The organism is Vibrio satsumensis (assembly GCF_050337435.1).
Lineage (GTDB): Bacteria > Pseudomonadota > Gammaproteobacteria > Enterobacterales > Vibrionaceae > Vibrio > Vibrio satsumensis.
The window spans coordinates 467,024-493,306 of record NZ_JAKJSX010000003.1; the positions used below are offsets into that span (position 1 = coordinate 467,024).

A 26,283-nucleotide genomic window follows, 5' to 3' on the forward strand; every position below is an offset into this window, starting at 1 on the left:
AAAAATTAGGCGTGCTTGATTAAATAAATAGATTAATTAACTGATTAGGATGTAAAACAAGTTTTATATATTGTTGGATGAAATGCTCCAATACCATTATTTTTATTAGTGTTATTTCTATCAATTTGCGTGATCTTATTCTCACTGCGTCCCATTTCTTTATAAATAAGTGTCAATATATATATTTTCTAAATAGGATTATTGCTACTTAATTGTTAACTCTGGTTGACTGTTAGGTAACCCTAATAATAAAACCGATTTTATATAAAGGATTAAAGAAATGAATAAAGTCTTTAAGGTTGTTGCTGTCTCTGCACTTTCTATCTCTTCAGCGAATGTTTTCGCTGTGAGTGACACTTTTGATGCAACACTAGAAGTAAAACAAGCAATTACAATGACAAAAACGAGTGATTTGGACTTCGGTATCATCACTTCAGACAACACAACAGATGTTGTTATCGCTCAAGGTGATGCAGGAGCTGCGGCATTTACTCTTTCTGGGGAGGCTGGTGATGCAGTAACAGTAAGTATTTCTGATACTAACTTGGTGAATGGTGTAAATACGATTGCAGCTGAATTTGACTTTAATAATGCTATTACCCTTACGGGTGGTACTGCGGATCTTAATATTGGTGGTACTGCACGTACTTCAAGTGCGACATTAGTTGCTGGTACATATACTGCTAACGTTGCAGTAGATGTTACTTACCAATAAATGAAACCAGTATAATATTACGGCTGTTGCAAAGCAGCCGTCTTTACTATGAGTATTCTATTCAAATACGCGATTTATATCGGTCTGATTTTTTATTCTAGCCCTTTTCATGCGCTAGAAATTATTCCTGAGAATATGGAAGTCAAATTTGCAGGCATGTATATCTCTGGATCGGGTCAGAATGCGGATTCAAACCCAGCCAATAGTCAGGTTTATGTGGTGCGTTTTTATGTTGAAGGTGAGCCGGGTAAAAAAATCGTGGTTTCCCTCCCTTCTAAGCAATACCTAAACCATTCTCGTAAATCCAAGCGCCTGCGTATTAGAAAGTTTTATTTTGGTTGCGGTTTATCCAAGCGAGGTCGAGCCAAAATCAAAGGGAATGGAAGAAGCAAATTATTGTGTATTGGCGCCAAAGTGAAAATCGGTGCTAACCACCCCGAAGGACTTTACACCGGTACAATCCCTTTTGAGGTTAATTATAAATGAAGTTGTTTATCTCATGTGTTCTCGGCTTAATCTTCACAACACAAGCCTATGCTCAGCTACTTATCGCTCCGACTCGTTTTGTCTTGGATGCCGACACTTCGGTGACTGAAAAAATCGTCGTCGAAAATAACTCAGATCAACCGATTCGCTTGGAGATAAAACCGATTTATCGCCCTGTAAAGGCGAGTGGCTTGGTTCGAACTGACGCTAATATTGCTGAATCGGAAGATATCGCGAGTTGGATTAAAGTGTCACCACCAATAATTCGAGAACTTAAACCCAATCAAAGACGCACGGTTCGCTTACGTATGAATGCTCTGCCTGCTGACATGGCTGATGGTGAATATCGTGCTTACTTGTGGTTTTCCCCAATAGCAAAAGCCATAGAGTTATCAGACATTGCGTTGTCTTCAAGCAAAACCAACAGTGATGGTTCAGCCTTTCAATTGAACTTTCACATCAACAGTTATGTACCTGTTTATGTTCAGAAAGGTGAGCAGGTACAAGATGTTAAGTTTGCGTGTGACAGCCAAAGCATCAAGATTCGCAACGATGGTAACTTTCAGTTTACTGCGAAATTGAATGTCGACGAGCATAGCGAAAAAGTGGTGCTACTTCGTAATGCTGAATTAACTAAGCCTTTCCCAAAAGGGTCGAAGATCTCACTGGTTCAGAACGAACAGCCTCTGTACGAATGTGTTCTGTAGTGCTCGTTTCATTGTCGCAGACTCTTTAAAGGCTAGTGTTCAATCGCATGCTTTGGCGACTTTTGTTACTCGCTTCACTGTTTCCTTTTGCTGCGTATTCGGAATCTAAAGCAGAGAGCGAGGCGAGTGAACTCTATCCAGCCCATGTTGAAGTTCGAGTCGGGAAAGTGGGGGATAGCTTTTATCGTGTCATGATGGATGATTACGAAGAGCCTTTTATTTCGATATCCAATGCCGCTTTTTATCTGCTCGAAATGAATGGTCAGTGTGATGAGAGCGGATATTGTGAACTGTATTTGCCCCAAGATGTGGGAAGAGAATCTCCTCCGTACATTTTAGATACCGAACAAGCCATCTGTTATCGCGATGACAACAATATCCAGTCGATCAAATATCAAGTCGTCGACTCAGAAACTTACATCCATTGGTATAGCTTACAAGCTTGTATACCGGCTAAAGTGCGTTGGGATATTGATGACTATCGGCTCACCGTTACTCCAGAATTCAGTTCATTGACTGAACTGGAAGCCGCTATTTCTAAGATGAAAAATGAATCACGTAAGAAGGCTGAGGATCTCAAGCGAGCAGAAAACACGCCAATTTTCGAGCCTGTTGACGCCGTGGGTTTGGCGAGTCGGTTAGCGACTTCGGTTTATCATGACAGTGAAATTGGCGGTGATGTTTACGCAATCTCAGACACCATATTAAGCACTGAGCACTCCTCGTCTCGCTTGTCGATTGATTCACGAGAAGATAACCCTATCGTTTATTACAACATTGAGGTAGAAGCTCATGACGGCGAAGGCTCTCTGGAAGTCGGCCATGTGTTATTAGATGGCAGCGTCTTTACCGTGAATCAAACCCTCGAAGATGGGCTCTATTATACCAATCGAAAGCGACAAACAGAGTTCGGCAACCTTCAACTCGAACGAACTACTCAACCAAACATCAGCATCGATGTTTTGGTCAATGGCATTTATCAAACCACTTATCGCTCTGATGAGTTTGGGCGCTTCGTTGTTGAAGAAGACAATATTTCCCCCGGTGACACCATCAAGTTTCGCTACTACCTATCTAAAGGTGTCTGGCAGGAAGAAGAGATCACCGTTGCCGGTTTAGAAGATGCATTTCTGCCAAGAAACGAGTGGGGCGTACAAGTGGTGGGTAACGAAGGTGCAGACCGAGCGGGCGCTGTGTCACTTGAATATGGGCTTGCCGATTACTTCACCGTGGGTAGCGCCTTTATGAGGCAACATGGCAAAGATCTGATTGGCTTTCAAGGACGATATTTACCAGCGCACTGGTTTGCGGGTCATATCGGTTGGTTACCAGAGTTCAATCGCTTTCCAATGGAGTTTGATATCTTGATCAACGGCGATCAGTCGGCATCGATAGAGCTTAATAAAACCGATGAATTGGACTTAGAGTCAATGGAGTACGATGTTTTCAAATACAACCTGTCGCTTGCAAACCTAACAGCCTTTTTAGCGGTAAGAGATGATGATGACGAATTGAGCGTTGAACCTAAGCTCAACTTGAAAGTGGCTCGTAATCTGTTTGTCTCATATGCTGGCGACTATCGATACACCAAAGCTTCTCATCAAGAAGACTATCTACATACCATTGGTTTGGCCAAAAGTGGGTTCTCAGATACATCGTGGAATATCTCAGGAACTGTTGATGGCTCGGGTCATCATGAACGAACGGAACTATCCCTAAGGAATGCGTGTAAAGAGTGCCTGCTCGATCCGCTGGAGGTTTTTCAAGAGCTCACGACGAACGTATCGGCTCGCTATCAAAAGCATGAGGTTTCGTTTACTGCCTCTTTAGAAGCTCGTGTGAATCCTTATTTACTCTTTAAACTGGAAGGAACAGAAGACCGATACGGTGTCGAGATGACGACCGAATTCGGTGCTAAAACTTACTTTGATGAAAGCATTGGTGAGTTTGTTGAGTGGAATCGATACAACTATTCTAAGTTGACGGGCATTGTCTACGATCACCACAAACAGCCCATACAAGGCGTAAGCCTACAAATTTTGGACCAACGAGCGGTCAGTGATGCAAAAGGCCGATTTGAATTCTCAAGTGTTCCAGCTCGAGATAATCTGCCTATCTATATTGATGAAGGGGCACTCGATCTTAACCTGACACCGATTCAAAACCCTGTGTTTGTAAATACTAAACAGGTAGGCCTGACTCATGCTCATATCGAAATGGTGGTGTCATTTGGCGTCGATGGCACGGTAAAAGGTGACCTAGAAAACAGTGCTTATCTCCACTTTAAACATATCCAGAAAGGTACTGAGTATTCGAGCGAGATTGAGAGCGATGGCTTTTACATGGTAGAGGGGCTCATCGCGGGCAAATACATTGTGACTTTAGAAATGGGAGATAAGCGATACGTGCAAGGTGCCGACTTGAACGGAGATTTCTGGGTAAGCGACCTCACATTCAACCTCATTGATTTTCATAAGGTGTATTAGACCTGATCGCTTTGATTAGTCTGAAGGAGGCGAGAGTATCAATTGAACTTTCTGTTTCATGGTTAACTCTCGGTTGTTTAAATCTTTGAATATGGATTTCCATTCTTGAAAGGTGACCACTATCGGGTTAAAACTGTTTACTGGTTTAGTGACGCCGTAACGTACCATTTCAACTTCTGGCTCGAACGTACCGAATAACTTATCCCAAATAATCAGAACGCCAGCGTAGTTCTTATCGATGTATTGCGGGTTTTGACCGTGATGTACTCGATGATGCGAAGGGGTGTTAAAGATGTATTCAAATGGCCCTAAGCTCCGTATCCATTGTGTATGGACAAAGAACTGCAAACCTAGATTCAGAAGCACCACAAAGATGACCCATTTAGGGTCAAAACCTATGATGACCAACGGTACCCAAAATAGCCACATACCTGCGAATGGGTACATTAAACTCTGACGAAACGCAGTACTAAAGTTCATCTGTTCTGAACTGTGGTGTGCCACGTGTGCCGCCCACATCCAGCGAACGCGGTGGCTTGCCCTGTGAAACCAGTAATAGAAAAAGTCTTGTAACACCATCAACACAATGAAACTCAGCACACCCATTTCGATATCCATTAAGTGCCAGCCGAATAACCAAAGATACAGTTGAACAATCAGTAATCCGGTTAACAAATCGGAGAGCTGGTGCATACCCGCCAACGTAAAGTTACAGAGCACTTCAGACAATTTATAACTCGAGTTGTCGGGTAATCGACCTTGCTTCTGGCCGATAAAATACTCGGCCAACATACAAAGCAGGAACAAGGGAGCTAAAACAAGCAGTAGCCATTCTGGGTGATTGATCAGTGAGTCGATATCCATTTCCGGTTCCTTTTTTCTTTTTGTTTCCCGACGAGGTGTGCTACCAGCGTGCGAAATGATCTTCAGTAAGACCAAGCACATTCTCTAGCTGATGGATGATCCCGTCGTTGTCTTGAATTGAGCCTGAAAAGTGGCCGATGAACTGTCGGAAGTTACTTTTAAGTACCCATAAGTTGAGTTTTTCACTGCGTCGGTTAATAGGGGTAAACGTCAGGTTGATGCGCCCATCTTGCGATGTTATCTGCCAAGGTAAATTAGTGTCTTGGCGACTAAACGTAAACTGTACTGGGTTAAGTAAGTGCCGGGTTCCATTCACCCATAATACGTTTTCGCAGCCTCCGGTTTCGTTCACGCCCGCCGCGAGGTTCAGGCCAATATCACTGCCATTGGATTGCGTGTTGATACTTGCCCAGCGCCAACTGGTTTCACATCTCATGTAACCCGCTGAAAAGTCATACCCAGCACGAGCTGGTTCGAGATCGAGTGATTCTTCTTTGATTTGGATGTCGCCCGTGATGCGCAAAGCATTGTGCTTTTGAGTGTAAGTCCAACCTGAATAACCGGTTGGGCTGCACATCGCCATGGGCAAGCTATTAGTTTCAGGCTCTAAAGCGATATCGGCCTTGATGAGTTTGGTATTCAAGCGAACTCGCCATTGTCCGCCTTCAATATCGAAAGTAATGCTTTGATCTGCAATGCTTGTCTTTCCTTCAAATGGTGAAGGCGTTACATGCTTATCAAACCCTAATGGCCTCAACCAAGATGACTCTTCCAGATGGTTGTTTTCTATGTCGTACAGATAACAAAATGCCGAGCCTAAGTAACGAATATCCGCGATAGCGACGCCGATAATGTGTGTGTCGGTGACGATGCTGACAAACTGGAATTGTTTGTAGTGGAAGTGCTTCTGCCAAGAGTTTGCTTTTGCATCCATCGAGTTTCGATAGTCAAAATTCTCTATGTTCAGGTGTTTAGGGATGCCATCGAAATGTCCGATGGTCGGCTGACCATTCGAATCAATCAAACTGTGTGGGGCTGGGCTGGTTTTTATCATTGCGATGGTTCACATAAATTTAACAACTAAAGCCATTGTGCGATGAGTCGCGTAGAATTGGGAGGTCATATTCGGACAAGAGCGCGTTACCAGTCACGATTTTGTCAGCATGTGTTGTTGAGGCTGAGTAGTCATATTTATGGGAATGTGCTCGATATAAGGAGAGACGATTGGAGATTATCGCGGAGTATAAGCCAACCGGACATCGGTATCAGTTGGGTACATTAGATATTGCGCTGCTGTTAAATACGCTAGAGCAACGAGGCGTCGATATTGAAAGACTACTCATGGATGTGGGTTTAGAAACCATGGATTGGCGAGACCCGAATGGAAAGCTGACTTACGCTGACAAGCTTTCGTTGTTTAGCGCGGCTAATCAGAGTTTTCCTCATGATGGCTTGGGGCTTTGGTTGGGGGAGCACGCTAGCTTGAGCCACTTTGGTGTGTTGGGTTATGCGCTATCGACCAGTCAAAATGTCGGGGAGGCCATCAAGTCGGGCTTCAAGTATTTGCGCCTGAATGGACCTATCTTCTCGGTTAAATTGTTTCTAGATTCCGAGCAAGCAGTGATTCAGATTGAGAACACCTTGGAAGTGGGCGATCTGCTTCCTTTCTGCAGTGAGTATTTCTTGAGTTCAATCGTCTCTTTGTTCAAAGAACTGACTGGTCATGAGTTGGATATTCACACTTTGGCTTTGCCTTATGCTCGCACTAATTACGCCAAGCTCTATGACGAGCGTTTCCAGTGCCCTGTAGTTTTTGAGCAGAGCCATTGTGAACTGCGTTTTGATGCCTCGGTTTTGTCACAAACCTTATTGACTCATGATGCAGCGACACTGAAGCGCTACCTTGCGTCTTGCCAGTCGATAGTTGAGACATTGGACTCGGAACATTTGCTAACTAACCAGATCAAAACGATTTTTTATCAAACCGCAGGCTGTTTCCCGAATATAGAACAGCTCGCAGACGAATTTGGTTGTAGCTCTCGCACGCTCAGGAGAGAGCTGGTTACTCATGATTCCAGTTATCAAGTATTGCTTACCGAAGTTCGAGTGGAACTAGCCAAAGAGCTATTACTTGGCACATCCATGAGCATTGATGATATTGGTGAAAGGCTTGGTTATAGCGACCCTGCAAATTTCAGAAGGGCGTTTAAAGGGTGGCTCAATAAAACGCCTGCTCAGTTCCGTAACGGTTTAAGTTAAAGCGTTACTTGCTAAAAAACTGCTCCCTGAAATCGGATACTTGCTGCTGATAGTAACTGTCCCAATCTTGTTGAGTCCAAGTGGCATAACTTGAGCTTCGCTGAGAGTCCAAGGTCGCTTTGAGCTGATCAAGTTGCTCATGATAAGTCATCACGGTTTGTTGCTGTTGTGCGATTTGTTGTTCTCGCGCGGTAATTTTGCTGGTCTGCGTTTCATCTAAGTAGGTTTCTTGAAGGTCGGCTTTGACTGATGCGATTTCAGCAGGGCTATAGCTGCTGGGTATCAAAGAGACTGCCAGTTCATATTTTTGAAGCTGTGTTTCGGCGTTTAATGTCGCTGTATTGTTTTGCCATTCACTAAGCAAATCTTGATAGTTGGCCAAAAACTGGCTCGCTTCGTTCTCTTCAAGGGTATTGGCGTCAAGCGTAAAATCTAGATGAGCAAATTGGTCTGCGAATAGCTGGTGGGCCAACTCTCCCCACACTTGCCGTGCAGACTGTTTGAATAGGGCAACACGCTCTTCAAGAGTCTCTATGGGTTCAAGAGGGATGGTACTTTGGGTTAATTGCCAATCGACGAATAGCTGCGGATAGTCGCTCAGTAACTCAAACCATATGCTCGGTAATTCTGATTTCAATCGTACGAGTTGTTCAGTGCAGTCATCGCGTTGTTTGCAAAGCGCCCAGAACCCATCGAGTTCATCGAATAGAGCTTTACCTTCAAGTTCGCTTAAGTTTTTAACATGCGTTTCTCCGCCCGATGATTCTGCTTCGGCTTGTTTGTTCTGCGATGCTGCATTTTCCGAACTGGCGGTTGCAGTTGGCGTGGAATTGTCGTCATCAGTTGTCGTAGAAACCCGCTGTTTTGCTTCTGTGTGTTGAGCAGAAGATAGCGGTGTTTCAGTGGATTTTGATGACCAAGAATAGCCAATAATGCCCGTCGTTAAGACGAGCATTAGGATTAAGATGACTCGATGCATTATGGGTTCACCGAGTTACTTAATGAGGGCGCTAACAGGGAAGTGGTCTGAAAGGTTGTAGTGCTTCCATAACTCACTGCTTGTTGATCTTGGGACATCCACACGATTGTCGTTATGAGCTTTAGCAGCATACTCTGAACTCACCACTACATAATCGAGATACTCAACATTCTCGCCACCCGACATAGGTTCGCCTGCAAAGTTGTTGATGCGAGGGTCAAAAGTAGACGCGGTGTAACCTGAATATTGTGGCTCTTCGGCCTGCAAGTTAGCGAACATCTCTTGGTAGTCGCTAGGGAACTTCAGCTTGTTCACGTTAAAGTCACCGCTGTAAATAACCGTCTCTGAAGTTGGTATTTCCAGTGATTGAGCAAGCTGACGCATCTGTTTAAATTGACGCTGTCGGTAGTCACGAGCGGTATCGGTATCAAATGATGCGGTGTGAGTACCAAATACATGGTAAGCCTGACCATTCTTGATGACTTCAGCGTAATTCACGCCTTTGTCAGCGAAACAATCCGTTCCGGTGCAATCAGGGAACACGTACTGTGCTTCGTTGACGATAGGGTAACGGCTCACAATGATCACGCCGCCGTCATAGATGTTGATGCCATCTTTATCAAGCATCTTGGTTTGGTAAGGATACTCTTTCGCTAGTTCACGTAAGAACTCATCTCGTCCGTTGGCAAACACTTCTTGAAGCGCTAACACGTCGTAGCCCTTAACGTATTGAGGGATGAGGTCGTAACGATCGCCGATGTGCGAAGCGATAGCGGGTAGAGCCCAAATGTTGTAGGTCATCACTTTCAATGTGTTGGCATCTGGCTCTGGTTGCTCATCCACTTTCTGTGGGGTGATGGTGTAGTAAATATCATCGTAGCGAGCGGTGTTATCAGCTTTGAAGGCAAGTTCAGTATTCACATCAAAAGCATCGGTTGTGCTGCGATGAATATTACGATCGTCATGCAAAGTTAGGTTGATGTCTGCGGCACTCAAACCATGTTGCAGTGTCGAATTATACCAATGTCCTTCCATGGTTTGATTGAGCGTGACACTTTCTCCAATAGAGTTTGATACCACTGTGTCAAACTTGTATGTCTTACCGGACTTTACGCCTGTCCAGCGATTGAAACTGATCAGTTTTTTGGTTTCCCACGGGCCAATCTGCTCAACGTGTTGTTGCCACTCATCGCCAAGTTGCAGTAAGTCGGTACCGGTATGATTGGTTTGAATCGTCATCACTTGGTTGGTGTTGTTGGTTAGATACACATCGGTATCTGCAATAGCCGAGGTTGAAATGAATGAAGCTGATGCAAGTAATGCACTCAGGCAAGTCCATTGAGTTTTCATTTTCACGTTATCCTTACTGATTGGTTTAAAGAATAACGTAGTAAAGAGTTGTGACATTGGAGTTATAACTCTATCAGAATTATCCAAATATTAGATATATGCCATGGTTTTATAAATTCGATTACTCATTGATAATTAACATATTGCTTTATCGGAATGATAAGTGATACGCGCGCACGTTAACAAACAGAGGAACGATTTGGATTTGAGGGTAAGTCACTAGCGGTGTATTTTCGTGGAAATCATAGGTCGGGAAATAACCAGAAATGGATGCTCTGAATCACGATAAGGGATAACGTTAACCGCCTTGCTCTATCAGCATAAATTTTGCCATTGTTCAGTAAACAGATTCCTCAAAAACAGGTATGATAGTGTCGTTTTTAATCCTGAACTGGGAAAGTCATGGCAAAGTTAACACTCCAAGAGCAAATGCTTAAAGCTGGCTTGGTAAATGAGAAAAAATTAAAGAAGGCGAAGAAAGGCTCTAAAAAGTCTCGCGTTCAGTCTCGTGAAGCAAAAGCGGCAGCTGAAGAAACTAAACTGGCGCAGCAAGCGAAAGACAAAGAGCTAAACCAACAGTTGAAAGAACAACAGTTGAGCAAAGAAATTAAAGCTCAAGTGAAGCAATTGATCGAGATGAACAAGCTCGAACAGAAGAACGGTGAGATTAAATACAACTTTACTGACGGTACGCTAGTTAAATACCTTTACGTAGAAGAGCTGACTCAAAAGCAACTAAGTAAAGGTATCCTAAGTATCGCGCGTCAAGGCGAAAGCTATGTTGTTATCCCTACTGCGGTAGCGAACAAGATTGCCATGCGTGACGAAGAATCTATTGTTGATACGCAGGCAGGTAGCACAGACGAAGTAGACGAAGATGATCCGTACAAAGACTTCGTGATCCCAGATGATTTAATGTGGTAGTCCTCGACTAAACCACTATTTAATTCGTCAATTACTTGTAGCGTTGAAGAAGTATTAAAAAGCCCCGATGTGTCTTGCATCGGGGCTTTTTCAATGTTGGCAACTGCATAGAATTATTTACGGGTTCATCTGAACCAGTCATGTATCTATGTTCGAGAAATAATTCATTGCGAGTGTCTCACTTACGACCGCTTTACTGGTAGGTTATCGACTACGGCTTTGGCCTGCTAATCGGCAACAATGTCTGTGATGTCGAAAGTTGAGTCTTGTTGGCTATGTTTAAGTTGATGATATTCTAGCTGATATTGCTCATAGCCATCAAAATAGCAGTCACCGATTTCATTGCGCGGGCAAATTTGTACATCGTCTCTTGCGACCAGTTCAGTTGAACAAGATGGGCAGTGTTTCATAGATCCTCCTGATGGAATACCAGTGTATAAACGGCCCCATTAACTCAAACTTTTGTTTCGTTGTGATTTCATTTTTAAGTCAAGTAGCGGGTTTATTTGTCATAAACTCGCTACTTGTTGCTGTGCTTGGCCACAGAAAGGAGCAGTGATATTAGGTGCTTCGAGTTCTACTGGATGCTACATATATTGAAGCGAGAGCGGCTACCTCCACCTAACATTTTCACATTCTCTTTGTTGCTAAGTGCCTTCCATGCAGTACTTTCTTCCGCACTAAGGTTTGAAGGTTGGTAATCTAAGTTAGCGTATCTGGATACAACCACTTGTTTATCCATGCCACCAGATAGGCTATCGATTACATTAGTTGTCACTTTTCCATCGGAGTAGGCCATGACCAAAACTTCATCATTTTCTTCAAGCGCTGAGACTAACGTGCTTTGATTGTTTTTGCTGTATTGAACATCACTGTAACCCTGGTCTGCGTCTGTCTGTTTGCCTGAAATTGAACGATAAAGAAGGCTCTTTTTACGTTTCTTTAAGGAGCTAAGTGGGGTCTCATTCTGCTTGCTATAAATATTGACCACTTTAATATCGTTTTGAGCAGCGTATTTCAGAATTGAACTTTGGTTTCCGAGTCCTCTGCGTGTCAGCGCTGGTGAATTTTGCAAGCTTTGAGATAAGCGTTGTTCGGTAGCATCAACGATAACAATCGCAGGTTTGTTACCTTCACTTAACGATTTCTTTAGTGCTTGTCTAATTTCGATATGTGCCATTTTCCCTTCTACAGTATCCCAGTTCGGTGCATGCTGAGGTGTTGCGGATGGTCTTGTTTCAAGCGTATATGGCTTGTAGTCGTAGTGCTCTTTCGGCCAATAGGTGTTTCTTTTTACTTTTCCCAAATCGTCAGCCAAATGAAATTCACTCACGAGCTTTTCATTTTTTAAATACGCCTTAGGTTTTTCTTGTCCTAGCGCTTTCCATTGGAAGTACATCTCTTCACGAAGGTTGATGATTGACTGCCTGGCATTACTGATTTCCGTAACGGGATCTCGACCGTGTTCAGCATTGTTGTAGTGAGTAATTCCTGTGGTCTGATATTCATAATTTGGAATCACATACTCTGTCGCTTTATTGGTGTCTGGGTGTCGGTGAGACAGAGGCGCATTACCTTGAGGGACGGCACCAGAAGAGAAGTCTCTCGCGTGTATGAGTTCATGCCCTAATGCGACGGTTTGATCAAACGGTGTCTCTGTTCCTGGAATATTGACTATCTCCGTGGTGGAGAAGTAAACCGTATTCGAGACCCCCTTACCATTAAATTGTCGCTGCCAAGCAAGCGAGGCCTTTTGTTGATCTTCAAATATAGAGGGTATCGTCTCAAAGAGTCTTCCTGGTCCTTCTGGTTCTCTTATCACAGTGACAATAGTAGCTTTAGACTGTTCGACCCCTATCGTGTGTTCAATTAATGGGGCAACACCATCATTCGGCGCATTGACCGGTGTGTAAGTTGCTATTTGTCGTAAGATTTCTCGTCCAGTTTGCGATAGCTGCAGTTTGCGGATCAATACGCTCATATCGGAGAGGTAGGCGTCACTCTTTGTTTGTACATAGAGGTTTCTCGACATGCGATAGAGTTTTCCGTAGGTGTCTGAATTGTAGCCAGCAATGACTTTTACGCCATCCGGAGCATCGTAAAAAAGACCAAATTCTGACCCTTTTCCTGCGTATGTATTTATTGAGTTAACAAGCATTAAAAACCCTGATAGGGCTAGGATAATACTATTTTTCATAAACTGACTCCTCTAACGCTATTTGTAATTCAATCCAATCTTCGAGTTCTACAAGAAGAAAATGGGTGATATGTGGAAGCAGAGTCAGCTCTTCTTGTTTAATGATTTGCCCAAGTTGGTCAATTGCAGACTCAAGGTTTCCTTCGTTCAACGCTATTTTTATGTCCGCTAGCTGGCTCCATAGCGCATGCGAAGCTACATAAGCTACCTGTTGTTCCATTTCATCTTGATACTCATTGGAAAGGTAGTTTAGGTGAGGAGTTGAAAGCGTACTGTTAAACAGCTGATGCTTGCTGTTAGGTGATACATTGACTTCTGACTGCTGATGTTGTGCGATTTGTAGATAGAGCGAAAGGTCGCCTAATAAATATTGAAGTTGGTTGGCATTCGTCGTCTTCATTGCCTTTTCAATGATGCTTTCAATAGCGCTTTGAAAGTTTCGTTCAAAGTGAGCGCTTGGCTGCGACATCACGTCATCGAGTATGTCTGCCATTTCAGGGGCATAAAACCTAAGGTTTGCTGCAGAGTATACACTTGGATACGGTAACGAGTAGTTGAGAGAGCGGATGTAAGACATTGAAATCGCGAGCTTGAATTGAGGTTGAATAAAATGTTTAAAAATTTCATATTGTTTGATTTGATCTAACACTCCGCCGCTCGGTCGCTCTGTTAGCAGCAGTTCATACCAACGGCTAATCTGATACCAACTTTTACGAACATTTGGATCAGAGCTGTCAATTCCTTTGCTATCTAAGTATTCGCTGAAAGGCGTTTGGTAGCTAAGAATCTGGATGTTCGCTAACTCGGACACTAGCTCTTCAAATAGTTTATTCGATGACTGGCCTGATATGTAAGCGCTAGCGGTGTTGATTAGCTGAGTTCTAAATAAGCCAGTGGGCCAACCATTAATAATCCTTGATGCAATATGCTTTTCGACATTAAATTCTACCTTTTTTAGCAACAACTCGGATAACTCAGCGTCTTTTTTAGGATGGTAAGTATCATACAATGGGCCAGAGTCTTTACATGCATCTAGAGAAGCTTGAATACCGCCTGGGGCAATGGAAGGAACACCCCAGCAAGTTCTTGCGGGACGGACTTCTATAGTTGCTGTACTGAGTTGTTCCTCGCTCAGGTAATCGATATCCCACATTTCTTTCGCATACTCTCTCAATCCACTTTGCCTTACTTGAAATTCCAATATACTTCGGTTGATTTTGCTTTGTGTAATGATCGATGCCACGTGAGGCTTTGGCCTTTCTATGAGCCGTTTAACTATGTTCTCTCTGTGTGTGGATAGTCGGCGCAAAGCGATTTCAACAAGTTCTCTTTTTTTGCTATGTATATTTAAAGCGAGCACGTGATAGTTATCTGCGTTCAGGTTGTTAATCAGATCATCAATGCGTGCTGGTCCTTCAGTGCGAATGCAGCGTTCGATCTCTGTTAAAGAGGATCGACCGTTTTGGCATAGAGGTTGGTTTAGATTTGAATCAGGGGAAAGGTGTCCGATTGACTTCAACAGTTCTAAATCAATTCGAGCCATTTGCTTAGAAAGTTGCCTATCGTATGCAGAGGTGAGTCGTCGGTATTCGGTGTCTGCTTCAAGAAGCAGGTGGTCGACGTACATTGAGGCACTGTGTAATACGTGATTGTCGTATTTGTTAAGTAGAGAAATTGCGTCCTCTTTTTTGTGGTGGAAACGAGAAAATTCTGAGGAGTGGTTGGTAAACACGTAATGTGATTGGTTTTCAAATTCGGTGATTTTTTCTTTGGCTGCGAAGTACTTAATGTCATTCGATAATAGGTTTAGCTCATCACCAACTAGAGGAACTAAGGAAAAGATAGAGGCCGCTTTATCGAGCCGAGTTGAGGATTCCTGAGAGAATGTTTGGACCATGTTGTCGACCCAAAAGCCGACTGCGACTGCATCTCCGATTGGTCCTAATACTTCCAACGTCGAAGAACCAGCCTGACCTAGTCGGTTTATTAGGCTTTCTTGGCTTAACGAGCTTTCGAATGTCTGCGGGACATTAGCTAACGCTTTCTCTGTTTGTGGCCATGCTGATGCGAAAGATTGCGCGTGCGCAATGAGTTCAAGTTCGCCTAACGCAGTACCAAAATCTGGCTCTGCATAAAGCTCATTTTGAGACCATAAAGCGGCCCGATTATTGTTTATTGTGTGTAGTGATTGTGTATCTTGAACTCCGTCACTTAAGCAAAGTGCGGCTGATAAAGGACTATATACGATAGCTGTGAGCCACCATAGATCGTTTTTTTTGGTCATATTCAAATACTAGTTTTTTTATCGCGGTTAGGTGGATAGCACTTTTCGATTAGCTTTTTACTGACAAAAAGGAGATCAGTGTGGGCATAAGTGGCGAATAGGTGCTTTGGGTTTGTCATCAACAAAAAAGCTCATCACCAGTGTGATGAGCTTAGATAGGGGGAAATGTGAGCTTGTTTATCGCTGTATAGGGTTAATCATAAGTTGAGCATCTTCATATCCCAGCTGCGCGAGGATTTCAGAATCAAAGTCAGTTACCACCTGAACATCGCCGACATAGTAGTTTTTATGATTGTTCAGTGCGGTCATCGCATCAAATGAGTCGACAGAGTGTTCTTCACCGATATCGATCAGGCCTGAATATTGAGATTCAGCACTGAATTGACCTGATACATGAGTGTAGAACGGACGCAAACTTGCTCCTGCTGCATATTGCATGCTGCTCAATCCATTCGCGTTAATCGCCCAGCTCCAATCCCACCATTTCATCTCACCAGGAATATAACGGTGATCCCATTGATAGCGTATGTTCGCTTGTTCTTCGCTATTAGTCCCCATGGTGAAGGTGTGTGAGATTGTTGGTCGGTTTGTTGGGTGTGAACTTAGTGCATTGCCGCTAAAGCGAAGGAAGCCAGTAAAGTTAACGTCATAACTCATGTTGGCTTTTATGCGGTAAGGGTAAGAGATGGTCGAGCGTAAGAACTCGACTTGAAAGGGTAGTACTGAATTCGCGGGAACCGTAATGATAGCTTGCAGTTCACTCGATTCAGAATGAGAGCCATTATTGCTCTCAGAGAAGCGTTGGCCTTTCTCTAGCAACACTCTTACGTCCGTTTTTCCGACTTGTGGCCAACTAAAGTTATCAGAAATGATCACCGAATCAGCAAGGTCAAAGCTATTGTTTTTTTGCCAACGAGTTGATTGTTCAAACTGAAGGTCAACGATGATCTGCTTAGGCTCATTACTTTCGTTTATTGCGTAGGCAGAAACGGTTTTGATTAGCTCTTGGTTTGGTTCTGTGATTAAACCATGCCAAAATGCGTTGCCATCGAGCGTGTAAGAGAAGTTGTCGATTGTGATTTTTGTTTTTTCGTCACAGCGATCACCAGTGCAGCTTCTATCGCTATCCCCTTTAATCTCCCAACCATTATTAAGCTGTTTGACTGCCATATCTTGACCGACATAACGCCCGTTGTCGCCCCCAACCCAAGCGTAACCCAGGTTATGGGCCAAGTAACTCAGTGGTCTGATAAAGTTCGTGTTGTCGCTGACTAACGCGCGTTGAACATCAAGGTTATTGTTCGTTTCGATGGCTTGCGCTTCGTAGTAAGGGAGGCCTGCGTCTGGGGTATTGGGGTAACACCAGGTATTGTCGCTTGGTTGTCCTTGTTTGATGAGCCCGTGGTAGCCAGACCCCATGATCCCCCAGTCATTTTGAAGGCCTGCTATGTCCCACACGTTCATGCGAGAGATTAGCGCTGTTTTGTGTTCTTGTGCTTCGGTATGAGTAAGTGGGCGATAGTCCGAGCGACAAACATCTTCCCCAAGCTTGTCTAAGACAATTTGGTCTGAGTATATTTTTGAATGAGCCGTCAAAGGTATTAATGATAGGGCAGTGCTAAATAGCATGGTTTTACTGACGTTGAGCATGAATAAATTCCTAGGTGCCAATATTTGGCTATTATTTTTAGATGCGATTTATATGTGTTTTTATAAGTATTTTCTAGCCGAGGGTCTCTAGCGGGGTGTACTCTGTCATATAAAACAAAGCCAAAAGTACTGAAATGAATTGAAAATAAATACTCATAAATATCAGAGACTTGTACTGATCAACTTGTCGTTTGATAAAGACTTATCTTGAGTGATTTCAATTACTTTCAACCATCCAATTAATGGGCGGTTAATTGTTGAACGTTTGTGTTTCTGTAACTTCGTTATCTAGGGCATGGGTTTGGAAAAATAAGTCAGCAAGATTGATTAGAAAGATATATTGTTGACTGGATGGTGAGTAAGAACGTAAGCCAGAATAAGAAATGATGTTGTGATAGGTAGGATCAAAAAATGCAGCGAACAACCTTTCGATTGTTGCTGCATTTTTGTTTGTATCGCTCGAATTAACTTGATTGAACGCGATTAAGCATCCCCAGGCTTTTCCCGTTTGCTGTTCCAGCCCATAAAATTATAGATGTTGTATCGAGCAAAGCCGACTTGTTCGTGCAGAGCAAAGTCTGTTACCGCAAAGTTGTACCACAGTGGCAGCCATGAGATTTGAGCCGCCATGTAATCAGCTCTAACCGGAATCACGTCCAACCCGAAGTGGTTGAAATAGAGTTCACTACGGCGAATGTGCAGGCCAGATGAAACCAGCACAATGTTGTCGAATTTATGATGCTTCATCAGGTCGCTGGTCAGCTGTGCATTTTTCCACGTGTTCACGCTGTTCGGTTCTTGAATTATGTCGGCCATTGGGACGCCAAGCCTAAGCAGTTGCTGTTGATAAACTTCAGCCTCTGTAACGCCGTTATTCTGAGCATCACCACCACTGATGATCACTTTGCATGTGGTTTGCGCTTTTGCACAATCTTTATATTGGCTTGCGGTTTCGCTGATTCGACCAAAAGAGAAAAAGGCTGGCTCGAACTCTTGCGTGCTTTTAATTAACTGCGTGCCTGCGCCTAGAAGAACAATGGCGTTATTGTCAGACCATTGGATATCAGGCTTACTTTCGTAATTCGCCTGTAGGTCGTCTAATAAATAACGAGGGATCAAACCTGAGCCAATCAACACAAATGACGATATAAGAACAAGAGATAAAAACAGAGAGGTTTTTCGCCACTGAAGTAAACGTGTAAAGCCTACGAATAGCAGAAGAAGTAATAATATAATAAAGCTCATGAGGATCCCGTTGTCGAACTGGTGCCAAGGTGGTGTAGCATGTTGAAGCGTTGCATCATATATCAATCATGATGATTATTCATAGTTAACTCATTGTATTATTGAACAAATGTACGATTTCTCTCTATTAGCGATTAATGTTCGCGATAGTAGTAACTAAAATGCTTCATTATTGTTCGATTAATCCCTCTTAAAATATAGGCATATAAATCAGGAGGATTATTTAGATCTTATTTTGTGTCATTTAAACCTTATTTCGTGTTATTTAGTTTATTTGTTTATCAACTTCTCATCTTTTAAATTCATCAACTCAACTCAACTCAACTCAACTCAACTCAAGCTATCAAAGTAATTCTGAGTAAACCTGATGAACATTTTATTCAACATCAAGGGCAGGTGCTTGGGGCGGTTGGTATCAGTGGGTTGAGTGAAGAGGGCGATGAAGCATTAGCTGAGAAAGTGATTCGATTAGTGCTTTAAGCTCTACTGTTCAGAAAGTGGCTCTGACATAAGACAGAAAATAAAAAACCGATGCATGAACATCGGTTTTTTTGTTGGTCGAGCTGTTTGATTCAGAATTAAGCGTTCGCTTGTTCCAGATCTTGTTGCTTGTCTTTCTTACCTAATAGGCGACTTGTAATAGTACCGGCTGTCATTGCACCAGATACGTTAAGCGCCGTACGAGCCATATCGATAAGTGGTTCGATAGAGATAAGCAGTGCTGCAATGGTTACAGGAAGGCCCATAGCTGGAAGTACGATAAGTGCTGCGAACGTTGCACCGCCACCCACACCTGCGATACCGAAAGAGCTTACTGTGATAATTGCAATCAGAGACAGAATGAAGTTGATGTCCATAGGGTCGATGCCAACTGTAGGTGCAACCATAACTGCTAGCATTGCAGGGTAGATACCCGCACAACCGTTTTGACCAATTGTTGCGCCAAAAGATGCAGATAGGTTAGCAATTGCTGGTGGCACGTTTAGCTTCGTGATTTGAGCTTCAACGTTCAGTGGAATCGTTGCTGCAGAACTACGCGAAGTGAAAGCGAACGTTAGAACAGGCCAGATTTTTTGGAAGTACTCTTTCGGGTTTACACCAACAAAAGAAACCAACATACCGTGAACAACGAACATCAATAGAATTGCTACGTAAGAAGCGACGATGAAACCTAGTAGGCTTAAGATGTCAGAAGCGCTTGATGTTGCTACTACTTTCGCCATTAATGCTGCGATTCCGTATGGCGTTAGTGCCATGATCATCTTAACTAAGCGCATCACGATAGATTGAGCCGCTTCGACAAACGTACGAATTGGAGATTCTAGTTCTTCTTTCTCAGCCATCACTTTACGAGCAGCAATACCCGTTAGTACACCAAAGATAACCACAGCGATGATAGACGTAGAGCGAGCGCCTGTTAGGTCTGCAAATGGGTTAGTTGGAATGAAGCTAACCAGCATTTGTGGAATCGTTAAGTCTGAAACGCTGCCGATGCGGCTTTCAAGTGTTGCGATACGCGCTGTTTCGCGAGCGCCTTCAGTTAAGCCTTCAGCAGACAGACCAAATGCTTGAGTTACAACAATACCAACGATTGCAGAAATCGCGGTTGTTGCTAGCAATACAGAAATGGTGATGCCAGAAATTTTGCCTAGTGAACCGCCTTTTTCAAGCTTCACAACTGCTGCAATCATTGAAACCAATACTAATGGCATGATCACCATTTTCAGTAGGCCAACGTAACCACGACCGACAATGTTTACCCAGTCTAGTGTCTCATTGATGATCGGATTGCCTTCACCAAATAACAGCTGTAAACCAAGACCAAATGCGCTACCAAATACTAAACCGAGTAAAACGAGGCGAGAAAGTGTGTTCTCTTTTTTCTGCTGTCCGTAGAGAAAAAAGAGGATACCAGTGAATACCGCTAAAGCAGCGATAGCTGAAAGTGACATTTGTTTTCCTTATGAATTTCTTTAAATCGATAGGGCGCTTGGATATATGGGCGCGAGTACTGTTAGCTACAGTAGCGACCTGTAACAAAACGTAAAATAAGGAAAAGTAATTAAATAGAACAATAGGTAATATCCCCTCAATAGGATGGGTGGATATTCAACATTGTGATGAATAGGTGAGCTTTTTAGCGATATTTTGCCAATAAATTGAGCATGTCACTTGACGAGTAAATTTCAATATTTTGGAAATTATTTTCGAATAATCGGAACAACATTGCTTTGGCTACGTCTTTCGATTGAATAGGGCGTAGGTTTTTGAATTTCCCAAACATAAAAGGCGATAGCAGAGGAAACACGCTTTGTAGCAGTTTTTCGTCGGCTCTTGGTTCTTCTCGCTCACCAACCAATGGCCCCGGACGTGCGATGAAGAGTTGTTTGAAGCCTATCCGCTTTAAGTTTTGCTCCATTTGTCCCTTACAACGCAGGTAGTGTGAATAGGAATCTGGTGAAGCGCCATAGCTAGAAACGACCGCGACGCGTTGAACCCCAAGAAATTTCATTGACTGCGCGACTTGGCTAACTAATTCTACATCGACTTTGCGTAGCGCTTCTTTTGATCCTGCCTTTTTCTTAGTCGTTCCTAAGCAGATAATACCGAGATTAGGTGTCGCTTTGGTGTCGTCCCAACTTGTTACTTGCAGGTTACTGTGGATGAGCGTGTGGAGTTTGCTGGAGTTAAAGTGAGAATCAAGTGCTCTTCGGGACAAAGCATAGATATGCTCGATCGCGGGCTCGTCTATGAGCAAATCCAGAACATGTGAACCTATCAGACCTGTTGCCCCTGCAACAATGACTGATGCTTTGTCTCCTGAAATGCTCATAATTATCTCTAACACTTATCTAAGTTATTGTTTTAATTTAAACCTTATTTTCGAATGTACGTAATTTCATCGTCGTTAATGTGAAGGTGTGTGCAAATTAGCATCGAATGATAGTCAAAAAGAGTCTGTACAGTAGAAGGGAGATTAAAAAGCCCACGATTGTGGGCAACTAATGAAGGTAACTGCAGTCGAGATTTACATATTCAGTAATAGTTCGGATTGTTACACTAGCATCCCTGATAGAACTTATTTGTGGTTAAGTCACCTATATTCACGATCTCACTTCCGACAATCGTGTATGAACGAGTGAATTGCACGAAACAGTTATAGTCCTTTAGCTCTCTCAGGTTTCGTTCTTTTCCGGTATAAACAATCAGGCTAGGGGTTTGAGGGTTTCCATAGCTTAAGAGTTGATAGTTATCCGTTTGCATTGCATTTTCGACGTTGTCTGAATCGAGGGCAATGGCTCCCCATCGAATCCAGATATTTTGGTCTGGTAGCTTCGCCAGTTTTTCTTTTTCTAAACCTTCAATGGTCGCTTTTCCCATAACGATTTCATTGGTTGCGTTGAAAGCGCCAATGAATCCATCGAGGGTGGCTATCCTCGCATCAGAATTCAGGCTTAAGAATCGTGGTGCCGCAGTCACCGAAAGAATGCCTAAAATGATGATAACCACCACCATTTCAATTAACGTGAAGCCTTTGTTTTCCATAAATCCCCTTAGTAATTGACAGGGTAGTATTATCAATAAGATTGAATATGTAAACTGGGCTGGTATTTGTGTAAATATATAAAATGTAAGGGATAATTTACATTGTTCGATAATTGTACTGAAGGCATTCGATTCATTCACTTAGTGCTTTTGTTACGTACCAAATGTCTAATTAGTTGGACTTGTTAGCTGTTTGAATAAGTTTTAAACAGCGGTATGTGGGGGGCGTATTCGGACTACTAAAGTAACAAAGCCCGTTGGGCGACGGGCTTGGTACTTACTTTGTTACTTGCTAGGTAAAGGAGAGTGGGATTTTCCTTACCTTTTTACTCGTTTTCTTATTTGATTTATTTGGTTTTCTTTTGCTTGAGTTCGGAATCATTACACCTCCTAAATCTTTGTTTCTTTTTGTGTTACTAGTCTACTTTTTTGTTACTAAGTGAGGGGAGTCACTTTTTGTTAACGTCTTACTGAACTTGCTTTGTTGCTAACTTCTCGATGGAGAGAGACCGACAAGTTATTTACTTAACTTACTAACGGAGAGGGTTTAATAAGTTATTATTTACAAAGCATAAACGATGCCAAAATGTAAGTTATTGATAAATCTGTTATCAGTATTGTCGGTGTTTTCGAGTTCGTCAATTTGATTGTCAATTTGATAAAAAATCAGCGACATCTGTTTAAATTAAGAACACTCTCTACGGTTTCTGTTACTTAGGCATAGATACGGCTTTGCTTAACACGTAAACTGAATCGTAATTCACATAGACCAAGGACGTGCTATGAACCTCAAGCTTGATACTCTTGCTCCCACTCAGATTTATCACCTGATGACACAAACCGTTGTTCCTCGCCCTATTGCGTGGGCATTGACGGAATCTTCTGCTCAAGAGTACAACCTAGCGCCTTTCTCTTATTTCACGCCTGTTTCCAGCAATCCGCCGCTACTGATGTTATCGGTTGGGAAGAAGCCATCGGGCGAAATCAAAGATACCACCCGCAATGCCCTTGAAACGGGTAAGCTGGTGATTCACATTGCTTCTTCAAGTTCTGCAGAAACAATGACGGCGACTGCAGCCACACTCGATCACGGTGATTCTGAAGTCACCGCTAATAATATTGAGTTGGCTGAATTTGAGGGCTTTTCTTTACCAAGAGTAAAAGAGTGCGCGGTTGCTTTTGGCTGCACCTTGTACGAAGTAAAAGAAGTTGGAGAGGTGCCACAAAGCCTCATCTTTGCTCAAGTCGAAACCGTGTACATCTCCGAAGATGTGATTGATCAAGAGAGTGAGCGTCTTAAGGTTGACGCGCTGGCATTGGACCCTTTGTCTCGACTTGGTGGCGGTGAATACGCGACGCTTTCCAATGTGTTCTCTGTCGCACGCCCTAAGTAGCAATCCCTAAGTAGCAGTCCCTAAATCAACGTACCCAGAATAAGCGTTTTTAAAAACTATGTTAGATACCCAATACTCGCAGTACATCCAACATCGCATTGACCAAAAAACCAAGCCACTCGGTGCGCTTGGCCTACTAGAAAAAGTCGCACATCAACTGGCATTGATTCAGAGCCAAGGCAAAGAAGCTGCGGTTGAACACATCGAATTGAACAAGCCGAGTATCATCATTTTTGCAGGTGATCATGGTATTGCTGATGAAGGCGTGAGTATTGCTCCAAGTGCCGTCACACAACAAATGGTGTTGAACTTCTTAAATGGTGGCGCGGCGATCAATTGCTTTTGTGCGGTGAACAACATTGATATTACGGTGGTGGATACTGGGATTTTTTTGCCTGTTGAATCTGACAGCGACATGTTGATTTCTCAGCGCTTAGGTACGCGAACCAATAACTTTGCCAACGAAGCGGCAATGAGTTTAGAAACGGTTGAACGCGGGATTGAACTGGGTATAGAGCTTGTATCTAGAACCATTTCGAATGGCACCAATATCATCATGTTCGGTGAAATGGGCATCGGTAATACCAGCAGCGCTTCAGCGATTTTAAGTGCACTAGCAAACCGCACTGCCGTTGAATGTGTTGGCCTAGGAACCGGCATCAACAATGATCAACTTGCGCGAAAAGTGGCTGTGGTTGAGCAAGGTGTTGCTCGCTGCAAAGGCATAGATGCGAAAGAAGTTAAAGACACTAAAGAGGTACTAGCTCAGGTCGGCGGTTATGAAATCGTTCAAATGGTCGGTGCTTTCCTTGGCGCTTATCAAAACAAAACCCCTGTATTGGTCGATGGTTTTATCGTGTCAGTCGCTGCGTATGCCGCAACCTTAATAGAGCCGAATTGTCGTGATTACATGATCTTCGCTCATCGATCAGAAGAGTCTGGCCATAAAATCCTATTAGAGTTACTAGCCGCTGAGCCATTGCTCGATCTTGGATTGAGATTAGGCGAGGGCACTGGTGCTGCGTTAGCTATGCCAATTATTCGTGCGGCAGCCGAGTTCTATAACAAGATGGCGAGCTTCGAAAGTGCTGGAGTCACGGTTTAATGAGTGATGCGCCAGAAAGATCGTTGAAAGGTCGAGTCACTTATCAATGGGAACTGTTTTCATTGGCAATGGGCTTCTTTTCTCGTTTGCCAATGCCGAAGAATACACCCTATTCATCGGAGCGAATGAACCGTTCGGGTCGTTATTTTTCAATGGTCGGTTTGTTGCTTGGTGTCTTGTGTGGTGGTCTGTTCCTGTTACTTGATACTGTATTACCAAGTTCGATTGCGATCTTTTTGATGATGAGTTTTAGCTTGATGCTTACTGGTGCCTTCCATGAAGACGGCTTAACCGATATGGCGGATGGCATTGGTGGCGGCATGACATTGGAACGCCGTTTAACCATCATGAAAGACAGCCGAATCGGCACCTATGGCGCGTCTGCGTTGATTATGGCTTTGCTCGGTAAATGGGTGTTATTGAATGAACTCATAAGCATGACTGGACTGTTTATGGTTATCGTCACGAGTTATACCTTTAGCCGGGCGATCGCGGCTTCCCTTATCTACGACATGCCTTATGTCAGCGATTTGGACACGAGCAAGAGTAAGCCTTTAGCCAATAAACAAACCAAGGGCGAGCTTGTCTTTCTACTTATTATTGGCGTGCTGCCAAGCTTGTGGTTTGGTTTGGCATTCTCGCTTGTTTTATCCGTTATTGCCTTTCTGTTTCGAATGGGTTTTAAAAAGTGGTTAATGGCTCGAATTGGCGGCTTTACTGGCGACTGCTTGGGTGCGGCTCAACAGTTGATGGAGTTGCTGATTTATGTTGCGTTCGCTGCTGCTTTTTATAACGGCCTTATGTAACGCATTCAGGACTTCAAGGAGAACACATGACAACGAATAACCAAGCACATCAGAGTCATTGCCATCTTGTTTTAGGCGGGGCTCGTTCTGGCAAGTCGAGTTTTGCAGAGCAACAAGCATTATGTGCGCTTGAAGCATGTTCAAGTGGACGCCTCAACTATATTGCGACGGCCACTTATTTGGACGACGAAATGCGAGAACGAATCGCCCATCATAAAGAGCGTCGCGGTAAACAGTGGATTGAGCATGAAGTGCCTGTCGAATTGGCTACGAAACTGCAGTCCTTTAATCAAGATGATGTAGTACTGATTGACTGCCTAACACTCTGGCTGAACAACATCATCTTTGAACTGGGCGATGACACAACCAATGAACAGGTTGAAGCCGTTGTGGAACTATTGGTGCAAAGCGTCGAGCAAAGCCCTGCGCAAATTATCATGGTGTCTAACGAAGTCGGTTTAGGCGTAGTGCCACTGGGTAAAGTGTCGCGCTTGTTTGTGGACAATGCAGGGAGAATGAACCAAGCGCTAGCTTGCGTCGTTGAACGCGTCACACTGGTCGCTGCCGGATTGCCGCTGCACTTAAAACCATCTAATCACTTGCTTGATACTCAAGGCTAGGTCGCACTCATGGTCAATGGAACAACCAAAAACATCTATATGCTAAGACATGGCAAGGTTGAAGGAAAAGCTGCACTGAATGGTTTATCTGATGTGTTGGTTAACCCAAACCTTCAACAACAGATTTGTGATGCGTTGGCTGAGCATGATATCGCTTTCGATGGTGTTATTACCTCACCATTAAGACGATGCAGTGACCTGGCAACCCTGTATGCAGAGCGCATGTCGGTGCCTTTGTCAGTCGCTCCTGATTTCCAAGAAATGAATTTCGGTGAAGTTGATGGTGTCCCATTTGATGAACTTGAAGACAAGTGGGCGATGTTAGACACTTTTTGGCAAGATCCCGCAAATCATCAACTGACTGGTGCGGAAAGTTTACAGAGCTTCCATGACAGAGTAACTCAAGCTTGGTCGCAACTTTTGAACAATCCAAGTGACAATCTATTGTTGGTTACTCATGGTGGCGTTATTCGAATGTTATTGGCGCATTGCCTTGATATTGATTGGAAAAATCCGAGCTTGTACTCGAAGTTATCGATAGAGAATGCATCAATAACCCATATTCAAGTCACTCAGTTTGCACAGAGCTTTATCAGCGTCAAAGCGATAGGCCTGCCTGTTCTCTGAGTGTTAAAAATACACAGTTTTAAGAATTAACAATCTATT

At 43.3% G+C, this 26,283-nt stretch carries 23 protein-coding genes and 1 pseudogene; 12 read left to right on the forward strand and 12 right to left on the reverse strand.

The features are described 5' to 3' along the window. The first annotated feature begins 280 nt into the window (after positions 1-280). The 4 genes from L4C44_RS02220 to L4C44_RS02235 are packed head-to-tail and all read left to right on the forward strand — an operon-like array spanning position 281 to position 4,394. Positions 281-715, forward strand: a complete 435-nt coding sequence (locus tag L4C44_RS02220) for a DUF4402 domain-containing protein (RefSeq protein ID WP_146491236.1) — start codon at positions 281-283, stop codon at positions 713-715. Between the two features lie 48 nt (positions 716-763). Further along, positions 764-1,201 (forward strand): DUF4402 domain-containing protein, encoded by a 438-nt coding sequence (locus tag L4C44_RS02225; protein WP_428804265.1) that lies wholly within the window; start codon positions 764-766, stop codon positions 1,199-1,201. Continuing rightward, positions 1,198-1,908: a fimbrial biogenesis chaperone gene (locus tag L4C44_RS02230; protein ID WP_146491234.1), complete on the forward strand. Its 711-nt coding sequence runs from the start codon at positions 1,198-1,200 to the stop codon at positions 1,906-1,908. Before L4C44_RS02225 ends, L4C44_RS02230 begins: the two co-directional genes overlap by 4 nt. Before the next feature lie 47 nt (positions 1,909-1,955). Beyond that, positions 1,956-4,394, forward strand: coding sequence for a carboxypeptidase-like regulatory domain-containing protein (locus L4C44_RS02235; RefSeq protein WP_428804266.1), 2,439 nt, complete (start codon positions 1,956-1,958; stop codon positions 4,392-4,394). A 15-nt stretch (positions 4,395-4,409) separates the two neighbouring features. On the opposite strand, the gene L4C44_RS02240 is transcribed toward L4C44_RS02235, so the two are convergent. Further along, a complete protein-coding gene (locus tag L4C44_RS02240) occupies positions 4,410-5,258 on the reverse strand; it encodes a sterol desaturase family protein (RefSeq protein ID WP_428804267.1) in 849 nt (282 codons plus the stop codon). A 40-nt stretch (positions 5,259-5,298) separates the two neighbouring features. After that, complete coding sequence (locus L4C44_RS02245; RefSeq protein ID WP_428804268.1) at positions 5,299-6,312, reverse strand: DUF2804 domain-containing protein; 1,014 nt, start codon at positions 6,310-6,312, stop codon at positions 5,299-5,301. 170 nt (positions 6,313-6,482) lie between these two features. On the opposite strand from L4C44_RS02245, the gene L4C44_RS02250 reads away from it, so the two are divergent. Beyond that, on the forward strand, positions 6,483-7,517 hold the full coding sequence (locus L4C44_RS02250) for an AraC family transcriptional regulator (protein WP_428804269.1): 1,035 nt from the start codon (positions 6,483-6,485) through the stop codon (positions 7,515-7,517). Positions 7,518-7,521: 4 nt separating this feature from the next. Here the strand turns inward: L4C44_RS02250 and L4C44_RS02255 are convergent, their stop codons facing one another. Then, complete coding sequence (locus L4C44_RS02255) at positions 7,522-8,472, reverse strand: chromosome partitioning protein ParA (RefSeq protein WP_428804348.1); 951 nt, start codon at positions 8,470-8,472, stop codon at positions 7,522-7,524. Positions 8,473-8,511: 39 nt separating this feature from the next. Further along, on the reverse strand, positions 8,512-9,846 hold the full coding sequence (locus tag L4C44_RS02260; protein ID WP_428804270.1) for a sphingomyelin phosphodiesterase: 1,335 nt from the start codon (positions 9,844-9,846) through the stop codon (positions 8,512-8,514). Between the two features lie 402 nt (positions 9,847-10,248). On the opposite strand from L4C44_RS02260, the gene L4C44_RS02265 reads away from it, so the two are divergent. Continuing rightward, on the forward strand, positions 10,249-10,770 hold the full coding sequence (locus tag L4C44_RS02265; RefSeq protein WP_048611459.1) for a DUF2058 domain-containing protein: 522 nt from the start codon (positions 10,249-10,251) through the stop codon (positions 10,768-10,770). A gap of 227 nt (positions 10,771-10,997) precedes the next feature. Here the strand turns inward: L4C44_RS02265 and L4C44_RS02270 are convergent, their stop codons facing one another. From L4C44_RS02270 to L4C44_RS02290, 5 genes are all read right to left on the reverse strand, one after another. Then, positions 10,998-11,180, reverse strand: a complete 183-nt coding sequence (locus tag L4C44_RS02270; RefSeq protein WP_428804271.1) for a hypothetical protein — start codon at positions 11,178-11,180, stop codon at positions 10,998-11,000. A gap of 167 nt (positions 11,181-11,347) precedes the next feature. Beyond that, on the reverse strand, positions 11,348-12,967 hold the full coding sequence (locus L4C44_RS02275) for a M91 family zinc metallopeptidase (protein WP_428804272.1): 1,620 nt from the start codon (positions 12,965-12,967) through the stop codon (positions 11,348-11,350). After that, positions 12,957-15,251, reverse strand: a complete 2,295-nt coding sequence (locus tag L4C44_RS02280) for a hypothetical protein (protein WP_428804273.1) — start codon at positions 15,249-15,251, stop codon at positions 12,957-12,959. The genes L4C44_RS02275 and L4C44_RS02280 overlap by 11 nt, the downstream gene beginning before the upstream one ends. A 177-nt stretch (positions 15,252-15,428) precedes the next feature. Next, positions 15,429-16,901, reverse strand: a complete 1,473-nt coding sequence (locus tag L4C44_RS02285; protein WP_428804274.1) for an aerolysin family beta-barrel pore-forming toxin — start codon at positions 16,899-16,901, stop codon at positions 15,429-15,431. Between the two features lie 483 nt (positions 16,902-17,384). Beyond that, entirely contained in the window at positions 17,385-18,146 is a 762-nt protein-coding gene (locus L4C44_RS02290) for a YdcF family protein (RefSeq protein WP_428804275.1), read from the reverse strand. A gap of 378 nt (positions 18,147-18,524) precedes the next feature. Here L4C44_RS02290 and L4C44_RS02295 point away from each other — a divergent pair. Then, positions 18,525-18,626, forward strand: a pseudogene (locus L4C44_RS02295) (heme-binding protein); the annotation flags it as partial. Between the two features lie 98 nt (positions 18,627-18,724). Here L4C44_RS02295 and L4C44_RS02300 read toward each other — a convergent pair. The 3 genes from L4C44_RS02300 to L4C44_RS02310 form a co-directional block, all read right to left on the reverse strand. Then, positions 18,725-20,098: an L-cystine transporter gene (locus L4C44_RS02300; protein WP_428804276.1), complete on the reverse strand. Its 1,374-nt coding sequence runs from the start codon at positions 20,096-20,098 to the stop codon at positions 18,725-18,727. Between the two features lie 185 nt (positions 20,099-20,283). Beyond that, a complete protein-coding gene (locus tag L4C44_RS02305) occupies positions 20,284-20,979 on the reverse strand; it encodes an NAD-dependent epimerase/dehydratase family protein (protein WP_428804277.1) in 696 nt (231 codons plus the stop codon). 227 nt (positions 20,980-21,206) lie between these two features. After that, the gene (locus tag L4C44_RS02310) at positions 21,207-21,692 is read right to left on the reverse strand and encodes a pilus assembly FimT family protein (protein WP_428804278.1); all 486 of its coding nucleotides are present in this window, start codon (positions 21,690-21,692) and stop codon (positions 21,207-21,209) included. Between the two features lie 782 nt (positions 21,693-22,474). On the opposite strand from L4C44_RS02310, the gene L4C44_RS02315 reads away from it, so the two are divergent. From L4C44_RS02315 to cobC, 5 genes are read left to right on the forward strand one after another with little or no spacing between them, the layout of a single operon-like run. Continuing rightward, positions 22,475-23,086 carry a flavin reductase family protein gene (locus L4C44_RS02315; RefSeq protein ID WP_428804279.1) on the forward strand — a complete coding sequence of 204 codons (612 nt, stop codon included), beginning with the start codon at positions 22,475-22,477 and terminating at the stop codon, positions 23,084-23,086. A gap of 58 nt (positions 23,087-23,144) precedes the next feature. Further along, positions 23,145-24,191, forward strand: coding sequence for a nicotinate-nucleotide--dimethylbenzimidazole phosphoribosyltransferase (gene cobT, locus L4C44_RS02320; protein WP_428804280.1), 1,047 nt, complete (start codon positions 23,145-23,147; stop codon positions 24,189-24,191). After that, the gene (locus tag L4C44_RS02325) at positions 24,191-24,997 is read left to right on the forward strand and encodes an adenosylcobinamide-GDP ribazoletransferase (RefSeq protein WP_428804281.1); all 807 of its coding nucleotides are present in this window, start codon (positions 24,191-24,193) and stop codon (positions 24,995-24,997) included. Before cobT ends, L4C44_RS02325 begins: the two co-directional genes overlap by 1 nt. A gap of 26 nt (positions 24,998-25,023) precedes the next feature. Next, the gene (gene cobU, locus L4C44_RS02330) at positions 25,024-25,617 is read left to right on the forward strand and encodes a bifunctional adenosylcobinamide kinase/adenosylcobinamide-phosphate guanylyltransferase (RefSeq protein WP_428804282.1); all 594 of its coding nucleotides are present in this window, start codon (positions 25,024-25,026) and stop codon (positions 25,615-25,617) included. A gap of 9 nt (positions 25,618-25,626) precedes the next feature. Beyond that, positions 25,627-26,244 (forward strand): alpha-ribazole phosphatase family protein, encoded by a 618-nt coding sequence (gene cobC, locus L4C44_RS02335; RefSeq protein ID WP_327783912.1) that lies wholly within the window; start codon positions 25,627-25,629, stop codon positions 26,242-26,244. Positions 26,245-26,283: the final 39 nt, after the last annotated feature.